The sequence below is a fragment of the Maribacter aquimaris genome (assembly GCF_014596745.1).
Taxonomy (GTDB): Bacteria; Bacteroidota; Bacteroidia; order Flavobacteriales; family Flavobacteriaceae; genus Maribacter_A; species Maribacter_A aquimaris.
In genome coordinates, this window is sequence record NZ_JABTCF010000002.1 from 379,246 (window position 1) to 398,473 (window position 19,228).

Here is a 19,228-nt window from a genome sequence, read left to right on the forward strand (position 1 = left end):
TGCCAATAGTATGCCAAATATTGTGAGTGGAATTGAGCAAGTTTGATCAAATGGACATCACTCAAACGCAACTGTTCGCTGTAAATTTCACGCAACTTTAAACACGATTATGCATCTATTAAAATAAATACTTTATTACTATGGAAGTGAAAAGAAAACTCTTGCTAATGATGATAACAATTTTCGTTTTAGGGTGCTCTAAAGAAAATGACGCTAGTGCGAGCTTTTTGTCAGTTGAACTCTTGACAAAAGACGAACCCGCTTTTTTCGATAAAACTGTAAATCTATTCGAGGATAACGACTACTTAATAAAAACAAATTTTGATACGTACATTGATTCCTATCCATTCAAGATTCAACACGGCGCTGGTGAAGGCCCAATTCCCCTAGGCAATTATGGAGAGATTGCAATTCAAATAACACTTGATTCAAATAATCAGGATTTGTTGTTTATGAAGGATTATCTTGACCGCCCTAAGGATAGCACATATATTTTAGCTCATCATTTGGAAAAAGGCTCTTGCCTTATATTTGACAAAAAAGAAAAAAGAATATTATCTAAAATTGAAATGGAAAAGTATACGCTCGGCGAGCCAATAATTAATAGCGGTGGCCGTAGATTTTACTTAAAAAGTGTTTTGTTTTTAGAAACGGTTGACTTCATATTCTAAAACACCAACACGTAATGCGGAATTTAATGCGAATCCGAAAGGTCTGCGCATATTTATGAAGAATGTTGCGCAAATGGACTTTTTAGTAAGTTAGCGCAAATGAATTTCACTTGAACGGGTTTCAAAACGTTCTATTCTGCGCAATCGAAACGGAATCGACCTCCAATCGTTATCTAATCTGCTTAAGGCACGTTATTATTATTTTCACGACAAGATAGAAAGCTTTACTTTAAAATATACTTAAATTGCTTCTCTTAAATGCTTACTGTTTGGTTAGAAGTCCATTATAATAGAAAACATCCCAAATCTTACCCCAAAACTTTGCGCATGGATCCTATGCTGTTTTTATAGTGTTCAGGCAGATAAACGTATAGCAAAAATAGCATAGGGCGCACCTACTTTGCATTTTTCTCTTTCTCTTTCTCTTTTTCCGTCCAAATCAGAAAATCTTTGTAAATTTCAGAGTGTTCCCTGAAATAATTATTCAACTCTGTTGAAATAGCTGCTTTTCCCTCCTGGAACACTATCTCTTTTTCTTCCTCGAACTGTCTCACCTGATAGCCTAGATAGCCCAATGTGGAGATGGAAAGTATGGGAATCGCCAGTATCATTATAAGTAACCATTTTGGAATTAGGAGTGCCGTTTTTATTTCCTGTTTTACTTCACTTAGTCCCGTATTTTGCTCTCGGAAGCGATTGTCCTGTGTTTTATTGAGTTCCTCCTGCTTGTACCGTATTCGGGATATATCCTGTACGGTCTCAGAACTGGTCAGTTCTTTAGTCAGTGTTTTCAATTGTACCAACATCTGTTTTAGTCCTTCCAGCTCATCGACCAATAATTCCGTGATTTCGTCCAGCTTTGCCATATTGTTTTGGTTTTAACATTAATATCCAATATCCATTCCAACACTTTTTTGAATAGCTTGTTTGATGACTGTTTTAGCAAGTTTTATGGCGATATTGCCACTGAGCTGCGTAGCCTTTCCCATCAGGTTAACAGTTTTATCCTGGCCTTGGAGTATACTTTTCTCCGCATGGTTCGCTATCCCCATAATCAATTTACTGCCGGACATGGAACGGTGGACCTCGCTTCCCTTTAGGTTTTGGCCTTTGTATTGGAACCGAAATCCTTGCAGCTGGTTGGACTTATTGATGCTTGGGATGACTTCTACGTTTTTTTCCTTCATTAGCTTGATATAATTATCCAGGTCCTTGGGACGTTGTTCGTTCATAACTTTTTCATGAACCTGCTTAATCTCCTGTCTTATATTCAGTAACTGTTCCAATCTTTCCAGTTGTACTTCCCGTACCGTGGTAAGCCCCATTTTCTCCGCTACCCGTTCCGCGGCCAATTGACTTCTCTTCCCGATAAAACTGTCGTTATAGGCAGTGCCGTTAAAATCGATACGGTTTACATACACATGAACATGGGTATGCGGCTGGTTCCTATGTACAAAGCCAATGGCCTGATGTTCCTGTAATTTCATTTCCTTAAGAAACTTTGCAGTCATCTCGTTAAGCTCTTTGGCTTTTAGCTGTTTTCCATCTTCAATCGTAGGGCTGATGACAAAACTCAACGTATTTTTTTTGCATTGATAGTTCTGGGATTGGATGATATTGAATTCCTTGGTAATCTGGTTTGGAGTTTGCCCAGCTACGTGATTGGAGTATACGACCTCGGCTTGTTTCTCTTTGTTCCAGCCATAGCTCATGGAATTTCCTGTATGCGATATTGATTTTCCTATGCCTATCATTTTTTGAAATTATAAAGGTGGTTCTGTATTTCTTTTGCCAGCTTGGTCACCTCGGCCGTCAGTTTGGGATCCCGTTTCCGGTACATGTTCCCGATCAGTTTAAAGTTGGTCCCGTACTTGGCCAACATCTTATAAAGATCTATCTGTTCCTCTGTTAATCGCTCAATAATCTTATCCCCAAAGGCGGCACGCCTACAATATTCACTCAAGCTAAGACCGCTCTTTTTAGCCTTTATCCGGAGCAATTTTTTCTCAAATAGAGAACATCGAAATTTAACATAGGTGCGTTTCATTTTTTCCGTCTTTGCGACCTTCGGGAGTAAAGCAAGATTGTCTTTGTGGCAACAAAGACACATCTTGAATTACATCACAATCAGATTATTTTATTTATGTATTAAATTTGTATTTATTAATAGTTATTTCCTTTTTCAGGATAAAATATTATCATCATCAGATCATTTCTTTTGAGCGTTCCACCATCCATTTACGTCTTTAAAATTCTCGTATAGATTTGATCTGTCAGTACATTTTGGCTGTTGTTGCATTATCAATTTAAAGGCATTTTTTCCGGCATGGTCATTGTCCAGATAAAGCGATATCGTTTCATAGGGATCTAATAATTCAAGCGATTTTTCTATAAAACCCAGGGAGTTCAATATCAGAAGATCGTTCCTCTCCCTTAGTTCATTGTCCCGTTCCATTAGGCTCAACATATCGAACATTCCTTCGGTAACTATCAGCCTACTATTTCCGTTCTGGAGGTGAGTGACGTCTTTTGGGGAGCTGGAATTCTTATAATATTTGTTCCGCAATTCCCAACCTCCAGAGCTGTTCGCTAAGCCTAGGGCGAAATACATCTTGTCCTTAAACCTATAGTGGACTTCCTTGCACAGTTTTCTGGCAGTCAATATGGAAATCCCTCTTTTAATTACATATTCCCTTAGCGCAAAATGGCCCAATTCCTTAATATGTTTTATCTCGATTTTATCCTGTTTATCCACTTTAAAAAGTGGCTGCTGAAAAGAAAAAGAGATTTGCCCGTTTTGTAGCCAATCCAATGTTTCCCTTACCGATGAGTTGTTGATTTGACAAATCAGATCGATAACATTTCCCCCTTTGCCTATTCCGTGGTCGTACCATCGGTTCAGCTTCTTGGATACTTTAAAAGAGGCTTGGGTTTCTGAGCGGAACGGACTCAGGAACCAAGCTTCTTTATTAGATTCCTTTGTTGGAAAGTGCCCTAGTTTTGTCAACGCTTTTTCGATGGGAAAAGCTCGGGCTCTTTCGCACGATAGTTTATTGGTTCTTTCTTTTTTCATCAGTTAATTCTTTTTTTCGTTTTTCACTTACCTTCTTACCTAAGTCCCTGTTTATAAAGGATGAGAGCTTGGGTAGGTTGTTTTTTGATCTTACCCATCTTACCCTAATAGGTAGGATAGGTAATACCTAGGTAACTAGTGGTTAATGTATCTTACCTATGGTAGCTCCCATTGTTTGGGCGGTCATGGTCCGTTAGGTAAGTAGGTAGGTGCAATGGTACTTTTTCTACAGTTCCAATTCCCAAGGGCTCTTTGTAAACACCGATTTGGCCAGATACCCATAAACCTGACGCTTTGGATGTTTCACCCGTTGGAAGTTGAACCCCGATAAGGCGCGCCCAAGGTTTATCTGGTTCAGTCTTACGTTTAAGCTACTCAGCTTGACCAATACATCCGAGGCGGTTACGAAGTCGTTGATATCATTCGATTTTTCAAAGTATTTAGAAACCAGTTCCTCCTCGGTAGTCAATTTGGTATATTTCTTATTCCGTTCCTCGTTCTCTAAAATATCCGTCAGCGTGAGTTCGGCATTAAAGGTGGGGTCTTGATAGGCCAAGTGATAAGCTTGAATCCAGAGGTTCTTGATTTTCACTTCTTTGGAGTAGGAGAAATCTATTTTATCCATTAGCTCAAAGCATAACCAGCGTACGGATCCAGTCTCATCGTTTAGAAAGGACGACATATTGGTAGAACCCAAAAACGAACAGATCCTGGGCAGGGTAGTGTTCTTTCGGTCATAGGGCAGGCGTTCATTGATAAAGGTCTTGGAAAAGAACGCTTTCAGGGCATTCACGTCCTTTTTGGTCAGCACGGCCAGCTCATCCAAGTTATAAAGAAAGTTTTTGCACAATTGGATTCTCGCATCCTTATCGTTGCTGATGTCCTCCGCCATATAATCGGCAAGTTCTGGAGGGCAGATAAACCGGCACCAGGTAGATTTCCCTGAGCTTTGTCCCTTATGGCTGATGATCAGGGCTTGTTTGTTGAAGTAGCCCGGTTCCAACGCACATTTTATGGCACGTACCAACCATTTTTTTAAATGATAAAGAAAAGCTTCATCATCATAGGTAGGGACGTAGGACGCCAGTTTTTGAATATGGTCTTCCCCGTCCCATTTTGGGAGGGATTTAAAGTACGCTTTAATTGGATTGTATTTCGGGATGAGTTCTGACCGGATCAGGATTTCCAGTTTCCCCGTACTGATATCGACACCTGCTTTGGCAAGTTCAATGATCAGGGAATTGAGGTTCAGATAGGACCATTCAGCACGTTTCTTAAACGATATTTGGAAATCATGGGATATCTCGTTGTACATGATATCATATTTCCCTTCCAAGTATTCAATGGTATAATCGTAGATCGTCTTTTTTTTGGCATCCTTTACCTTGTAAAGTTCAGCCCGATGGTCACCGACTTTCATGGTCGTCCATTGTTGAGGGTATGCCTTAGATCCTCACTATCAATTTCGGCTTTAGATTTTTTACTGTTCTGTAGGAGCCAATTGTTCAGTTTCCTTTTTTCAAAGAAAATCATTTTCCCATTGGGCTTGGAGTGTGGGATAGTTCCGGAGGAAGTCAATTTGTAAAGATAGCTTCTCGAAATTCCGGTGTAGTCACAGGTTTCCTCAAAAGTTAACACCTCTTTATGGGCGGTTAACAGTTTTTCCAGACGATCTAAGCGATCAAAAATTAAAATAGTGTCCATTTGTTTCTCTTTTAAGATTAAGAAATGAACAAAAGCGCTTTTGTTTACCTTCTATAGGTTTGTTAAAATAAAAGTAGGGAATAGGTGGGCTGAAAGCCATGAGAAACTCAAATAGTTATCCACAACTATTTGGCTTACAGCGCTATGTGGCATATGATGCCAAATAATAGTAAAGGTAATTTCCTCTAATTTTATTTGACATCATTTGATATCAAATGGACCCAAACATTTTTGGTTGAAAATGGACTGATTATTGGAATATTGGTAGTTATTAACAATTAAATTTGAAGGAACAGTTAAAAAAAGAGCTTCAAATATGCAGATTTCTTTTGCTGTATACCTCCTAATAGTAATCTTGCCTTAATTCTTATTATGAAATATTCTCCTGATATAAAATTTTAAGGTCTCAATTTTCGTAATAGACTTTTAGAATGCAAAACTTGAAGTAAGTTTTGCATTCATCTGAAAAATACAGCCCCATAAAAGGTTCCTATTCTGAAACTTATAGGATTAGGGGGGGCTTTGCACAACCTGTGCATTGATTATTTGTTACCTTTGCACTGTGAAAATCATCACTCTCATATTATCCTTTTACATTTTAGGGCTTAACGTCCTACCGTGCACCGATACTCGTGCAGAGTTTGATGATACCCAGATAGAGGCAGCATTTAGTTTAGATTTGGACCATAGCCACAGTGCTTTTGACTTATGTCCTCCATTTTGCTCTTGCCATTGCTGCCATGTACATACAATTGATTTTGGTGCGACGGCTTTCACACCCATACCAAATCCTATCTCAAAGGAAAACTTCTCACACTTCGAGAGCATTTCTGATGGAGTAGTTTTTTTATTGTTACAACCACCTAGGGCTTAATTCAGTTTTTTTAGAGGATAGCTATATCCTCCCATTAACCCGTTCATAGGGTTAATTCTCATTTTGTATGATGTCGCACCTGCGAACGGTCATATCTAAAAGTTCAACTGAATTAAATCTCTTTCTATGATTAATAAAATCATTTCATATTCCATCAACAATAAATTCGTTGTTGGGCTATTCATAATGGCACTTATCGGTATTGGTATTTGGTCGATGGCCACTATCAAACTGGGTTCCGTACCAGATATTACAAACAATCAAGTACAGGTAATAACGACTGCTCCGAACCTTGGGACAGAAGATATCGAACAATTTGTTACCTACCCCGTAGAACTGGCAATGGCCAATCTACCGGATGTAGTAGAACTGCGCTCCGTATCCCGTTTTGGGCTTTCAGTGGTAACCATTGTTTTCGAGGATGAAGCGGGAACCTACCTGCCAAGACAGTTGGTTCAAGAAAAGCTTACAGAAGTAAGTGGAGAAATTCCCGAAGGTTTTGGCAAACCATTTATGGCTCCTATCACCACGGGATTAGGAGAAATTTATCAATATTCTATTAAAATTAAGGAAGGATACGAAGATCAATATGATGCGATGAAACTCCGTACCATTCAGGATTGGTTGGTAAAACGCCAAATGGCATTGGTGCCGGGCGTGGTAGAAGTCAATGCTGCCGGTGGTTTCGTAAAGCAATATGAGGTCTCCATCAATCCCGACAAGCTAAAAAGTTTTGGCATAACTATGGCGCAGGTTTTTGAAGCCCTTAAAATGAACAATGCCAATACTGGAGGTGCCTATATAGAAAAAAACCATCAGGCGAACTTTATACGGGGGGAAGGACTTGCCCGAAGCATAGAAGATTTGGAGAATACGGTGGTAGCCTCTCAAAATGGTACTCCTGTACTGGTACGGGATATCGCGGAAAAAGTGGGCTACGGAAGCCAAGTTCGATACGGTGCTTTTACCCAAGATGGCAAAGAAGCCGTTGGCGGGCAAATATTGATGCTAAAGGGCGAAAGCCCAAGCGAGGTAATTGAGAATGTGCAGAAACGTATAGATGAGATTCAGAAATCACTTCCGGAAGGATTATATATAGAGCCTTTTCTGAGCAGGAGCGAACTCATTTCCAGAACTACAAGTACCGTAGAGAAGAACCTTATAGAAGGTTCACTTATCGTAATATTCGTGTTGGTTCTGTTATTGGGAAGTTTTCGTGGAGGCCTTATAACAGCCTCGGTAATTCCCCTTTCCCTTTTGTTTGCTTTTATACTTATGAAACAATTTGGGGTATGGGCAAACCTGATGTCCCTTGGTGCAATCGATTTTGGAATAATTGTGGATGGCGCTGTAATTATTGTAGAGGGTATGGTTTTACATATTCATCATCGAATCAAGAAATCAAATGCCGTCATTGACCAGGCGGAAATGGACAAGATGGCTTACGAATCGGGAAGTAAGATGATGAACTCTGCATTTTTCGGACAGCTTATTATCCTTATTGTATTTACACCGATCCTTTTCTTGACCGGTGTGGAAGGAAAGATGTTCCGACCAATGGCGTTTACCTTTGGATTTGCCGTATTGGGTGCCATTATACTTTGTTTGACCTATGTCCCAATGGTTTCTGCATTGTTCTTGAAACCGACAAAAAACCAGGACGGTTGGTTCGCGAAATTTGAAAATGCCATAGATCGCTTTAGTGACAAAATAATATCGGGGCTAAATAGGCTTTACAGGCCATTGCTTTCTTTTGCATTACGATTTAAATCTGGGATCATCATTGGTGCAGTTGCCCTGCTGCTAATAGCAGGATTTATATTCAGCAATATGGGCGGAGAATTTATACCAAAATTTGACGAAGGTGATATTGCAATGCAAGCCCTTATTAAGCCTGGAAGCAGCCTTACGGAATCTATAGAAACTTCCAAAAAGCTTCAAAATATTATTAATGAATTTCCGGAAGTAAAAACAATGATTTCAAGGATCGGTGTTGCGGAAATACCTACGGACCCGATGCCGATGGATATTGCGGATAGCTACATCATCCTTGAAAAGGATAAAGGTAAATGGACAAGTGCGGATAGCAAGGAAGAACTGATCGAAAAGATTAAGGAAAAGATTGCCGTTATCCCTGGTGTGAACTTCGTGTTTACACAACCCGTAGAGCTTCGTTTTAATGAATTATTGACAGGGGTCCGGGAAGATGTCGCCATAAAATTATATGGGGAAGACTTAGACGTTCTGGCCGATAAGGTACAGGAAATCGCAGCGATAATCAGGACCGTTCCCGGCGCGGCAGATCTCAATGTAGAGGCCACCAGTGGGCTGCCTCAAATGACAGTGGAATACAACCGGGCAAAAATGGCACAGTACGGAGTTACCATTGATAAACTCAATGATTACGTAAGCGCAGCTTTTGCCGGAGAAACTGCCAGCGTGATTTTTGAAGGTGAAAAACGCTTTGACGTGGTCATACGCTTGGCCAAAAAATATCGACAAGATATCAATAGCCTGAAGAACCTATATATCGACCTGCCAAGTGGTAATCAAGTACCTTTAAAAGAGGTGGCGGATATTAGCTTCAAACCAGGGCCTATGCAGATATCGAGGGACAATACGTACCGTCGAGTTTCCGTAGGTGTCAATGTAAGGGGGCGTGATGTAAAATCGATGGTCGAGGAGATCCAACTGAAGCTCGACGAACAAGTTAAACTTCCATCAGGTTATTATGTGACCTATGGCGGTTCATTTGAAAACCTTCAAAGGGCTACCGACCGATTGATGATCGTAGTTCCTATTGCACTTTTCCTAATATTCATATTGCTCTATTTTGCTTTGAATTCGTTTTCTCAGTCTTTAATGATCTATATGGCCGTGCCGCTTGCGGCAATCGGTGGCGTGTTCGCCCTATGGATACGCGGTATGCCCTTTAGTATATCCGCAGGGGTAGGTTTTATAGTGCTCTTCGGTGTGGCCGTATTGAACGGGCTTGTGCTTATCAATAAATTCAACGAACTCAAAGAAAACGGAATGACAAATATAAAAGACCGGATCTATGAAGCGACCCATGAGCGTCTGCGCCCTATCCTTTTGACGGCCACAGCCGCAATTATGGGCTTTATTCCAATGGCTGTGTCCACATCTGGAGGTGCAGAAGTACAAAGACCTTTGGCAACAGTGGTTATTGGTGGTCTGTTAACGGCAACCCTATTGACCTTAGTCGTAATCCCCGTCCTCTATAATTGGTTAGAGGCAAGGAAAGAACGTATCGGAAACGGAAATGACCCAAGTTATGTCAATAAAAGTGCATCAATTATCGTGGTGCTCGTGAGCCTGGCAGGGTTTTTAGCCTCAAACACAGTGAATGCACAGGACCGTCGGATCGCACAGACCATTACATTGGAAGAAGCCATTTCCCTGGCCAAGGAAAATTATCCTTCTCTTAAGGAGGGCCAGGCATTCATCGAGCGCGAACGGGCGATGAAGGGTACAAGTTTCGACTTGGGCAATACCCAAATCTTTACAGGAAAAGAAGAAGTAGGCAATGACCTGCCCGGGGTACAGACCACTATAGGTATACAGCAAGGAAACATTGATCTACTCTCAGGTTTTTCAAAATCCAAGTTTTATAGGGAGCGTGTACAGCTCGGTGAAAAATTCTATGCCCTCAATGAGCAACAGTTGATCCGTAATGTGATGCAGTCCTATGACCGTATCAATTATAACAAGGCACAATTGCGCTTTGCGGAAAAATTGGACAGTGTCTATGCCAATTTCAAGACAGCCGCAGAACTCCGTTACGATACGGGAGAAACCGGAAAACTGGAATTTATTGCAGCCTCTTCGGAATATCAACAGATACAGGTGTTTCGGCAACAGGCCTATGACGATATTGAGATAGCCAAACGTGCCTTAAAACAATATTTAGGTGTTGACCAAGAAATAGAAACGGTAGGTCTGCCCTATCAATCGCTGAATTATATGTCAATGCTAGATTCGATATCTATAGCAGACAACCCTCTATTGCAATATTCAATGCAAAATGCCGAAGTGAGCAAGGCAAACGTGGGGGTGGAAAAATCGGAGTTTCTGCCCAAGTTCAACCTTACCTATGGGCGCCAAGTGGTCGATGATGTATCAGGGTTTAATAGCTATCAAGCCGGAATCAGTATTCCACTTTGGTTTTTTCCTCAAAAATCAAGGGTAAAGGCGGCCAAGGCAAATGCCAGGGTTGCCGAAAGCCAGTATCTGGAACAGAAGGCCATAACCAAAAGTAGGGTCTCCCAACTTTTAAAATCCTTGGAGAAGACACAAAAAACGCTCGATTATTACCAAGAAGGAGCTTTACTCTTGGCAGAAGAACAGATATCCACGGCAGAACTGGCTTCCAAGGAAGGAGAAATTGATTATGTGAACTATATCACGATCCTAAATAGTGCGATAAGAATTAAACAAAACCATTTACAATTTATCAATCAGTACAACCAGCAGGCCATTGAGCTGCAATATCAATTGGGTAATCTATAATATAAAAAATCAGAAATGAAGAATTTAGCAATAATAAGCGCAGTATTACTAACCTTTTTGGTAGTTGGCTGCAACGACAATCCCAAATCAGAATTGGGCCATAATGTAGAAAGTACAAAGATTGAAAAAATGGAAAGCGGAGGGGATTCGCACGGAGAAGTAGGTGGACACAGGAAAGAAGGCGGCCACGAAGAGGAAGAAGGTGTGGTAGAAATCTCCAAGCAACAGGCCGAAACAATCGGTCTGGAAACGAAATCTTTGGAAACCCGAAACCTGGGGAACAATATAAAAGTGACCGGAAGGCTCGAGCTTTTTCCACAGGACAAGGCTAATATTAGCCCTTTCGTAGGCGGTAATGTACGTTCCATCAAAGTAATCGAGGGCGATAAAGTGCGAAAAGGAGAGGTATTGGCCTATTTGGAACATCCCGATATTATTAGTATGCAACAGGAGTATCAGGAAAAAAACGATGAACTTGTTTTTCTTAAACAGGATTTCGAACGGAAGAAAATCCTTTATGACAAGGGTGTTTCCTCCGGGAAGGAATTCCAAATGGCACAATCAAAATTCCGTTCTACCACTTCAAGTGTCAATGGATTAAAATCTAAATTGCGCTTGTTGGGTATCAATACTTCCAAGGTTGATGACGGGCAGATCTACTCAGCCGTACCCATAACGACTCCCATATCCGGATTTGTGGATGAAGTAATGATAAGCTTGGGAGATTATATTGCCCCTCAAACAAAAATGTTCGCGGTAAGTGATAATTCAAAAATCCATTTGGATCTTAAAGTCTATGAAAAAGACATACACAAAGTTCAGATAGGTCAAAAAATCCATTTTACCGTTGCCTCAAAACCTGATGAATTGTTAACGGCAGAGGTACATTCTATTGGTAAGACCTTTGAGGAAGACCCCAAAGCTTTGCACATCCATGCAGATATCGATAACAAAAATGGCGACCTTTTACCAGGAATGTATGTGGAAGGAAGAATTGTTCAAGGAGAAAAATCGGCTTTTGCAGTACCCGAGGAAGCCATAGTCAAGGAAGGTGAACAGTCTTATATTTTCATCGATGGCGAAGATAAAGAACCGGAAGAAAATACGAGGAAATATAAACGGATTCCTGTGAGTACAGGGATCAGCGACCTTGGTTTTATAGAAATAAACCTTCCCGCAGGGATAGCCGAAAATGTCAAAATAGTGACGAAAGGAGCCTATACTCTATCTTCAGAAATGGTAAAGGGCGAACTGGAGCACGGGCATTAATGAACATATAAGGATTTTGATTCCGGGTCTGTTCTTCTTCTTGATCAGTTAGTTAATAATTATATACGGGCTCGGTTCAAAATCAATCAAAAAACTATAAAGTATTTATAATGAAAGAAATAAAAGCATTCGTAAAACCGAACAGGATACAAAGAGTAATTGAAGCCCTAAGTGACAAGGGCTTTAAAAGTATGACCCTTTCACTAGCAGAAGGTACCGGAGCGTTCAAGGACAAAGGGGCAAAACCTTCTCTTGATTTTCACGTGACCGATAGCCCCATTGTAAAGCTAGAAATGGTCTGCCAGAACGAGGAGGCCCAATCGGCAATAAATATTATCCTTAAAAACGGCAAGACACCTGACCCAGGAGACGGTATCATTTATCTATCCGATATAGAGGATGCCTATCAGATCAAAACAGGGGGATCCTTAAAAAGGTACGACCTTTAAAGCAGTTTAGTACAAATGGAAAAAATAGTTCAACTACTGGAAAGCAAAGGGATACGGCCCACCGCTATTCGCCTGATTGCCTATAAGCGTTTGGCGGAATTAGATGTGGCCATCAGCCTTGGCAATCTGGAAAAGGATTTTATGGTCAGCGAAAGAAGTACCCTATTTAGAACTATGAAAACGTTTGTAGACAAAGGGGTCGTGCATCAGATCGAGGATGGGACGGGGGTTATAAAATACGCCCTTTGTGAAGAAAACTGTGAGTGCGAGGTCGGCAACGACCTCCACTTGCACTTTCATTGTAACAACTGTAATGAAACGGTCTGTTTGACAGAGCATAAAATCCCCCATATCCACTTACCCGAAGGTTATAAAACAGAAGATATCAATATGGTGGTAAAGGGTGTCTGCGATAAATGTAGCAGCAATCTGGATTAATTTTCAAGTTTTGAAAATACGAAGATTGTTTATAAATAGTAAGTAATGGTAACAATCTATAAAAAAGAAGCTGCGATATATATATAGTAGCAGCACATAAGCTCGATGTCAAGGATTACGAAAATTTGACTCCGGTTTTAACGGATCATATAAAGGCATATCAAGAAGTTTGCTGGTACGTCGAAATGTAAAATTTTGAAGGCTGGACGGCAAGTAACTATTGGAAGGGCATTGAATTAAATTTTCCCAATGAAAGGCATTTAAAGTGCGTCGCGCTAGTGGGAAGTGTCAAATGGAAGTAGCAATTTACCGAGGCATTGCTCTTATTTTCAAGGGGCCCACATAAAATTTTTTAAGCGCGAAGATAAAAACTTCGCCAAAAAATGGATCGAAAACTCAAATGTAAAATGAAAAAACTACAACTAAAAATACCGGTCATCCTTCCGCAAGTTCCAAACGAAAAAGATACTTGTGTTGAAAGGCTTATTGATGAGTTACAGGCTAAAGAGGGTATCGAAAAAGTCCACGTTGCCGATGCAAACGGAGATGATGTGCCACAGCTCTGCTTTCATTATGACCCCGATATCATTTCTATTGACCGCATTCAATCCCTTGCCGAACGGACCGGTGCTGAGATAACCGAAAAATACGGGCATTTGCTCATAGAGGTCAAAGGGATCAGACATACAAGACAGGCCCGTTCCATAGAGAAAAGCCTTTTGGCAATCAAGGGGATTTTGGAGGCTTCTGTTTCGGCCTCTGGAATGGTACGACTTGAGTTTAATAAAAAGGAAACAAATTTTGATGAAATAAGCAAACAAATTGAAAAGGAAGACCTTCAGGTTCAGCGGAGTTCTTCAAACGAAAATAATCACACCGAACTATCCAACAAAAAACCGGAGCGTTCAAAGAAGGAAGATACTAAAGAGCAAACTTCCGTTGATGACCACGAGCACGAGGAGGCCGCGAGCCACGAGGATGGGGAAAAACACTCCCACGGTGGGGTTTTAGGCAAAAATACAGAGATGATTTTTTCGATTATCTGTGGGGCACTTCTCGGGATTGGCTTCGGGCTTTCCTATGTGGAATCCATTCCAGATTGGGTCAGCCTTTGTTTGTATATAGGGGCGTATTTCTTTGGGGGATTTTTTACCGCTAAGGAAGCTATTGAAACAGTTGCAAAAGGAGGTTTTGAAATTGATTTTTTAATGCTGGTCGCTGCCATTGGCGCCGCCATTCTGGGAGAATGGGCGGAAGGTGCACTGTTGCTGTTCCTTTTTAGTCTTGGACATGCCCTGGAACATTATGCGATGAACAAGGCCAGAAAGTCCATTGCCGCGCTTGCGGACCTTGCACCAAAAACAGCCTTGCTTAAAAAAGATGGCAAGACAGAAGAAGTCGGGATTGATAAATTGAGTATTGGCGATATTATAGTGGTTAAGCCTAACAGTAAAATATCCGCAGATGGTATCGTGGTCAACGGAAAAAGCAGCGTAAACCAGGCGCCTATTACCGGGGAAAGTGTACCCGTGGACAAAATTCCAGTGGAAGATACGGGCAAGGACTATTCGGTACACGATGATATCAAGGATGAAAACCGCGTATTCGCCGGAACCATTAATGGTAATAACACCTTGGAAATTAAGGTGATCAAAGAGGCCAAAGATTCTACCCTGTCCCGATTGGTCAAACTGGTCAACGAGGCGCAGACCCAGAAGTCCCCCACGCAGCTGTTGACCGATAAGTTCGAAAAATACTTTGTGCCATCCGTACTGATACTGGTCGGTATCCTGCTCTTTGCCTTTCTGGTCATTGATGAACCGTTTAGTGCCAGCTTTTACCGGGCGATGGCGGTATTGGTAGCTGCAAGTCCCTGTGCACTGGCCATTTCAACGCCAAGTGCCGTATTGAGCGGGGTGGCAAGGGCAGCACGTGGCGGTGTGCTTATCAAAGGTGGGCGACCGCTGGAGGATTTGGGGGTCATTACGGCTTTGGCTTTTGATAAAACGGGCACGCTTACAGAAGGCAAGCCCAAACTTACCGAAGTAGTACCATTGGGGGCTATTGAAGAAAATGAACTGTTAAAGATAGCCGTTGCCGTTGAAAGCTTGAGCGACCACCCTTTGGCCAAAGCCGTCGTAAGGGATGGCAAAAAGCGTCTGAAAGGTACTGAAATTACCGATGCGTCAGATTTGGAAGCAGTTCTCGGAAAAGGTATCAAAGCTTCTTTGGGCAAGGATAAAATCTATATTGGCAATCTTGACCTATACGAAGACCTCGATGATGCAAAACCATCCGAAGAAATATCCAACAAGGTAAGGGAACTTGAAGGGGGTGGAAATACCACGATGCTCATAAGAAGGAACAAAGAATATATCGGTATCATCGCTCTGATGGACACCCCACGGGAAGCGGCCAAGGAAACACTGAAAAAATTGAGGGAAATTGGTATCAAGCGGATGGTAATGCTAACTGGGGATAATCAAAAGGTTGCTGATGCCGTTGCCAAAGAAATTGGATTGACCGATGCCTGGGGAAGCCTGTTACCGGAGGAAAAAGTGGATGCAATAAAAAAATTAAAAGAACAGGAATCCAAAGTCGCAATGGTAGGCGATGGTGTGAACGATGCCCCTGCAATGGCAAACAGCACCGTAGGTATCGCAATGGGTGCAGCGGGCAGTGATGTGGCCTTGGAAACAGCTGACATTGCCCTAATGGCCGATAAATTGGAAACACTGCCCTTTGCAATAGGCTTGAGCAGGAAGGCCAAAGCCATTATCAAACAGAACCTTTGGGTCAGTCTTGGTATTGTCGTCCTGCTTATCCCATCAACCATGTTTGGGTTTGCAAATATCGGTATTGCGGTGGCTATACACGAAGGCTCAACATTGCTTGTGGTCTTTAATGCGTTAAGGCTTCTGGCATACAAAAAATAACTTTAAAAATATATTTAAAAAAAGGGGTTGCTTTTGAATTTATAATGCAGGAAAAGATACTATCAAATCACTTTAATCGACCCACATTAATACGGTAAGATTGCAGAGGATGAAATGGAAATATAACTGATGTCACAAAATCGTAGAAAGAGAAGAGAAAATACAGAAAGTGAAAAACCCAAAGAACGGACGGTGACCAAGAAGGACAGATTATATGGTATCCTTGCAATTGCTGGAATCTTTGTTGCAGTACTTATAATTTATTTTTTCGATGTCATTTTTTATTTCTTTTACCTGCTTTTCTCCGATAAGTAAAATCGTGAAATGGGTATAGTGTAAATTACAGGATATATATAAGATAGCAATAGTTTGGAAAATGAAATGTTCAAACATACATAATGTATGGCTCAGCATCATATAGGTAATAATTTAGCATGCTTATTTTCACGGTTTTGTGGTGTCACAACATATGCAATATTGAATGCTGTATCATTGCAAAAGATGAAAAGGAGCAAGAACTTAGCTCAAACATTTTTAGCATCGTATCCAAAAGTACCTGTTTTGCAAAACTGTTTGGAAAGAAACGCAAATTCATATAAAGGATTATTTTATGAAACTACTTCTTATTCATTGTAATATACCTTTAACTATTTTTCAATTAACCTCACTTTCCCGGTTTTTCAGCACCTTAGATTTGAATGATGGAACTGTTCGATTATTTGGTAACTTTCCTCCCGCTTTCCGTAAAATCGAAGAAAGCGATAGAGGAAATATGCAGTTCAGTTTCAATGCGCAAAACGAGGAACTACAACCTATTGACCATACTTGCAAGACCATTTATTTTATCAAATCGGGTATCGCCAGAATATACTATTACAAAGATGGTATCGACATCACGGAATACTTTGCATTCAAAACGGTGCAATTGATATCAAAAAACAGTAAAGTATTGTTAAAATCAATAACTATGCACAAACTATGCACATTTTAGAACATTTATTTATTTCAATATTAACAAAAAAAAGAAAAACCCCCTGTTTATAGGAGGTTTCGTGTGGTGATGGCACCAGGATTCGAACCTGGGACCGCCTGCTTAGAAGGCAGGTGCTCTATCCAGCTGAGCTATGCCACCATTGGTAATTTCACTATTTCACTTCGACGGTTTATGCTCTATTTTGACGATTGCCATTGGCAATGTCAGAATCCTGATAAGTTTTTCTCGTCAGGACCAGTTGAGCAACGTGACCATTTTTTACTTTTAAATAAATATTAAAAGCCATGTACTATAAAACGTACTCCGTTTTATCAATATTTCGGCAAATTTAAATCTTTTAAACTAACTGGAAAGAAAAATTCAAAGAATTAATGGATATGGCTGAATTATAACCTTTGTAATTAGTTGTGTTAGGTCGGCCCAAGGGGTATTAGGGCAATGATGCAATCCTTATGAGGTGTTTGGTCGTTCAGTAATGGTGCATCGGGTGTCATCAAAAAAAAAGGGAGCCTTATTCTCGGTTATAGGGTAACCATTGCAATGGGTTATGCTACATTTTATTTTAATACCCTAGGATAAAACAATAGTGCCTAAACGTTTATAATCCAATTTAGGTTTTGATTATGAATGGAGGGTATTGAAATAGTGTTTTACCTGGGAGATATGTTTTTCCTTGGTTTCATGACTTAACCAACTCGCTTTGAATGCATTGATAGCCAATTGCATCAATTGATTTTTATTTAGGTTCAAAGCTTTGGCCGTTTCATAATAATTCTCATTCATATAACCTCCAAAATAGGCTGGGTCGTCGGAGTGAATGGTAGCTAAGATTCCTTTGTCGAGCATTTTTGCAACGGGATGGTCTTCCATTTTCTGAATGACCTTGAGTTCTACATTACTTAATGGGCATAAGGTTAAGGGGATGTTCCCCTCCCGTAATCTTTGAACTAAAGCATCGTCGCCCAAACAACGATTTCCGTGGTCTATTCGTACAACTTTCAGAAGATCGAGTGCTTCCCAAATATAGTCTTCAGGACCTTCCTCCCCGGCATGGGCCACTAATTTGTACCCGTGGTATGCAGATGCCTCAAACACATTGACAAACTTACTGGGGGGATTGCCCATCTCGGATGAATCCAACCCCACGCCATCGATCCAATGTTTGTATGGCAGGGATGATTGAAGTGTTTTGAATGCTTCTTCTTCGCTTAAATGCCGCAAATAGGACATGATGAGTTTAAACGAAATATTCAACTCCTGTTTGGCCTTTTCCAGCGCTTTGTAGATACCGTTAATAACAACATCAAACCCGATACCCCTGTCCGTATGGGTTTGTGGGTCGAAGAATACCTCTACGTGGACTACATTCTGACTGTGGACTTTGCGCAGGTAGGCCCATGTCAAGTCGAAAAAATCCCGCTCATGAATCAGTACCTGTGCACCTATGTAGTATAGGTTCAAAAATTCTTGGAGGTTATTGAAATTGTATGCTTTCCTTAATGATGCTATGGAGTCATGATCCAGGGCAATATTATTTCTACTGGCTATTTCGAACATAAGTTCGGGTTCAAAACTACCTTCAATGTGTAAGTGAAGTTCTGCTTTGGGAATGCCATGAATAATATTTTTTAGATGTGATGGTTCCATAGAATGAGTAACAGTTGAATATTAGTAGAGAAGTTTAATGGTTTGGAAATTAATTATAGGTGCTGTGGGCTTACGTATTTTTCTATTTCGGGCAAATCGGTTTGTTATCCGCAATACGATATTGGTAATCGGAAGGTAATGGCTTTAATGGAGTCGTATTTGTCATTGGGTATAAGGCGAAGGATAAAAGTGTCACAGATAGTGCTTGTGGGGGTTTTTGCTTTATTCCATGTTCTCTACATTATGCAATTTTTCGATAATGGATTTTAATTGAGTCTCTTGAATAGGTTTGACGATATAGTCGGAAATTTCACTGATTCTTTTCGTTTTTTCAATATCGGCGTCATCGATAGAGGACGAAACCATATATATCGTTATATTCTTCCCCATTTTAGGTTTTATCTTTACATATTCTTCCATAAACTGAAAGCCATCCATTATGGGCATATTGATATCAAGTAAAATAACATCGGGGAGTTCTTTGTCTTCGTTAAGGTTTTCGAGTATAAAATTCAAAGCCTCTTCACCATCATTAAAAGAAACTATATTCTTTGCAAGATCAAAGTGTTTTATGGTCTTCTTTATGGTAAATTGATAGATGTCATCATCATCAACAATGCAAAAATTAAATTTTTTATTCATT

Annotated in this window: 16 protein-coding genes and 1 tRNA gene; 8 read left to right on the forward strand and 9 right to left on the reverse strand. The window is 40.5% G+C overall.

Going from position 1 to position 19,228, the window contains the following annotated elements; genetic code table 11:
* The first annotated feature begins 140 nt into the window (after window positions 1–140).
* Complete coding sequence (locus tag HPE56_RS05720; RefSeq protein ID WP_188242810.1) at window positions 141–671, forward strand: hypothetical protein; 531 nt, start codon at window positions 141–143, stop codon at window positions 669–671.
* Window positions 672–1,066: 395 nt separating this feature from the next.
* Here the strand turns inward: HPE56_RS05720 and HPE56_RS05725 are convergent, their stop codons facing one another.
* The 6 genes from HPE56_RS05725 to HPE56_RS05750 all read right to left on the reverse strand — a co-directional run bounded on the left by HPE56_RS05725 (window position 1,067) and on the right by HPE56_RS05750 (window position 5,448).
* A complete protein-coding gene (locus HPE56_RS05725; RefSeq protein ID WP_188242811.1) occupies window positions 1,067–1,537 on the reverse strand; it encodes a DUF6730 family protein in 471 nt (156 codons plus the stop codon).
* Between the two features lie 18 nt (window positions 1,538–1,555).
* Window positions 1,556–2,425: a relaxase/mobilization nuclease domain-containing protein gene (locus tag HPE56_RS05730; protein WP_188242812.1), complete on the reverse strand. Its 870-nt coding sequence runs from the start codon at window positions 2,423–2,425 to the stop codon at window positions 1,556–1,558.
* Window positions 2,422–2,718 carry a mobilization protein MbpA gene (mbpA, locus tag HPE56_RS05735; RefSeq protein ID WP_188242813.1) on the reverse strand — a complete coding sequence of 99 codons (297 nt, stop codon included), beginning with the start codon at window positions 2,716–2,718 and terminating at the stop codon, window positions 2,422–2,424. The genes HPE56_RS05730 and mbpA overlap by 4 nt, the downstream gene beginning before the upstream one ends.
* 162 nt (window positions 2,719–2,880) lie before the next feature.
* Entirely contained in the window at window positions 2,881–3,744 is an 864-nt protein-coding gene (locus tag HPE56_RS05740) for a toprim domain-containing protein (RefSeq protein WP_188242814.1), read from the reverse strand.
* Between the two features lie 226 nt (window positions 3,745–3,970).
* A complete protein-coding gene (locus tag HPE56_RS05745; protein WP_188242815.1) occupies window positions 3,971–5,164 on the reverse strand; it encodes a VapE domain-containing protein in 1,194 nt (397 codons plus the stop codon).
* Window positions 5,161–5,448 (reverse strand): helix-turn-helix transcriptional regulator, encoded by a 288-nt coding sequence (locus HPE56_RS05750; RefSeq protein ID WP_188242816.1) that lies wholly within the window; start codon window positions 5,446–5,448, stop codon window positions 5,161–5,163. Before HPE56_RS05750 ends, HPE56_RS05745 begins: the two co-directional genes overlap by 4 nt.
* Window positions 5,449–6,010: 562 nt before the next feature.
* On the opposite strand from HPE56_RS05750, the gene HPE56_RS20645 reads away from it, so the two are divergent.
* From HPE56_RS20645 to HPE56_RS05780, 7 genes are all read left to right on the forward strand, one after another.
* The gene (locus tag HPE56_RS20645; protein ID WP_394355031.1) at window positions 6,011–6,322 is read left to right on the forward strand and encodes a DUF6660 family protein; all 312 of its coding nucleotides are present in this window, start codon (window positions 6,011–6,013) and stop codon (window positions 6,320–6,322) included.
* A gap of 126 nt (window positions 6,323–6,448) precedes the next feature.
* Window positions 6,449–10,852, forward strand: coding sequence for a CusA/CzcA family heavy metal efflux RND transporter (locus HPE56_RS05755; RefSeq protein WP_188242817.1), 4,404 nt, complete (start codon window positions 6,449–6,451; stop codon window positions 10,850–10,852).
* A 15-nt stretch (window positions 10,853–10,867) separates the two neighbouring features.
* Window positions 10,868–12,121 carry an efflux RND transporter periplasmic adaptor subunit gene (locus HPE56_RS05760; RefSeq protein ID WP_188242818.1) on the forward strand — a complete coding sequence of 418 codons (1,254 nt, stop codon included), beginning with the start codon at window positions 10,868–10,870 and terminating at the stop codon, window positions 12,119–12,121.
* Between the two features lie 110 nt (window positions 12,122–12,231).
* A complete protein-coding gene (locus tag HPE56_RS05765; protein ID WP_188242819.1) occupies window positions 12,232–12,570 on the forward strand; it encodes a P-II family nitrogen regulator in 339 nt (112 codons plus the stop codon).
* A 15-nt stretch (window positions 12,571–12,585) separates the two neighbouring features.
* On the forward strand, window positions 12,586–13,008 hold the full coding sequence (locus HPE56_RS05770) for a Fur family transcriptional regulator (protein ID WP_188242820.1): 423 nt from the start codon (window positions 12,586–12,588) through the stop codon (window positions 13,006–13,008).
* A gap of 407 nt (window positions 13,009–13,415) precedes the next feature.
* Window positions 13,416–15,944 (forward strand): heavy metal translocating P-type ATPase, encoded by a 2,529-nt coding sequence (locus HPE56_RS05775; RefSeq protein ID WP_188242821.1) that lies wholly within the window; start codon window positions 13,416–13,418, stop codon window positions 15,942–15,944.
* Window positions 15,945–16,554: 610 nt separating this feature from the next.
* Window positions 16,555–16,935: a hypothetical protein gene (locus HPE56_RS05780; RefSeq protein WP_188242822.1), complete on the forward strand. Its 381-nt coding sequence runs from the start codon at window positions 16,555–16,557 to the stop codon at window positions 16,933–16,935.
* A 64-nt stretch (window positions 16,936–16,999) separates the two neighbouring features.
* Here the strand turns inward: HPE56_RS05780 and HPE56_RS05785 are convergent.
* The 3 genes from HPE56_RS05785 to HPE56_RS05795 all read right to left on the reverse strand — a co-directional run bounded on the left by HPE56_RS05785 (window position 17,000) and on the right by HPE56_RS05795 (window position 19,227).
* A tRNA-Arg gene (locus tag HPE56_RS05785) sits at window positions 17,000–17,076 on the reverse strand.
* 483 nt (window positions 17,077–17,559) lie between these two features.
* Window positions 17,560–18,585 carry an adenosine deaminase gene (locus HPE56_RS05790; RefSeq protein WP_188242823.1) on the reverse strand — a complete coding sequence of 342 codons (1,026 nt, stop codon included), beginning with the start codon at window positions 18,583–18,585 and terminating at the stop codon, window positions 17,560–17,562.
* 222 nt (window positions 18,586–18,807) lie between these two features.
* The gene (locus HPE56_RS05795; RefSeq protein ID WP_188242824.1) at window positions 18,808–19,227 is read right to left on the reverse strand and encodes a response regulator; all 420 of its coding nucleotides are present in this window, start codon (window positions 19,225–19,227) and stop codon (window positions 18,808–18,810) included.
* Window position 19,228: the final 1 nt, after the last annotated feature.

Coding starts and splice junctions, on each gene's coding strand:
- HPE56_RS05720 (WP_188242810.1), top strand. CDS start 141: ATGGAAGTGAAAAGAAAACTCTTGCTAATGATGATAACAATTTTCGTT.
- HPE56_RS05725 (WP_188242811.1), bottom strand. CDS start 1,537: ATGGCAAAGCTGGACGAAATCACGGAATTATTGGTCGATGAGCTGGAA.
- HPE56_RS05730 (WP_188242812.1), bottom strand. CDS start 2,425: ATGATAGGCATAGGAAAATCAATATCGCATACAGGAAATTCCATGAGC.
- mbpA (WP_188242813.1), bottom strand. CDS start 2,718: ATGAAACGCACCTATGTTAAATTTCGATGTTCTCTATTTGAGAAAAAA.
- HPE56_RS05740 (WP_188242814.1), bottom strand. CDS start 3,744: ATGAAAAAAGAAAGAACCAATAAACTATCGTGCGAAAGAGCCCGAGCT.
- HPE56_RS05745 (WP_188242815.1), bottom strand. CDS start 5,164: ATGAAAGTCGGTGACCATCGGGCTGAACTTTACAAGGTAAAGGATGCC.
- HPE56_RS05750 (WP_188242816.1), bottom strand. CDS start 5,448: ATGGACACTATTTTAATTTTTGATCGCTTAGATCGTCTGGAAAAACTG.
- HPE56_RS05755 (WP_188242817.1), top strand. CDS start 6,449: ATGATTAATAAAATCATTTCATATTCCATCAACAATAAATTCGTTGTT.
- HPE56_RS05760 (WP_188242818.1), top strand. CDS start 10,868: ATGAAGAATTTAGCAATAATAAGCGCAGTATTACTAACCTTTTTGGTA.
- HPE56_RS05765 (WP_188242819.1), top strand. CDS start 12,232: ATGAAAGAAATAAAAGCATTCGTAAAACCGAACAGGATACAAAGAGTA.
- HPE56_RS05770 (WP_188242820.1), top strand. CDS start 12,586: ATGGAAAAAATAGTTCAACTACTGGAAAGCAAAGGGATACGGCCCACC.
- HPE56_RS05775 (WP_188242821.1), top strand. CDS start 13,416: ATGAAAAAACTACAACTAAAAATACCGGTCATCCTTCCGCAAGTTCCA.
- HPE56_RS05780 (WP_188242822.1), top strand. CDS start 16,555: ATGAAACTACTTCTTATTCATTGTAATATACCTTTAACTATTTTTCAA.
- HPE56_RS05790 (WP_188242823.1), bottom strand. CDS start 18,585: ATGGAACCATCACATCTAAAAAATATTATTCATGGCATTCCCAAAGCA.
- HPE56_RS05795 (WP_188242824.1), bottom strand. CDS start 19,227: ATGAATAAAAAATTTAATTTTTGCATTGTTGATGATGATGACATCTAT.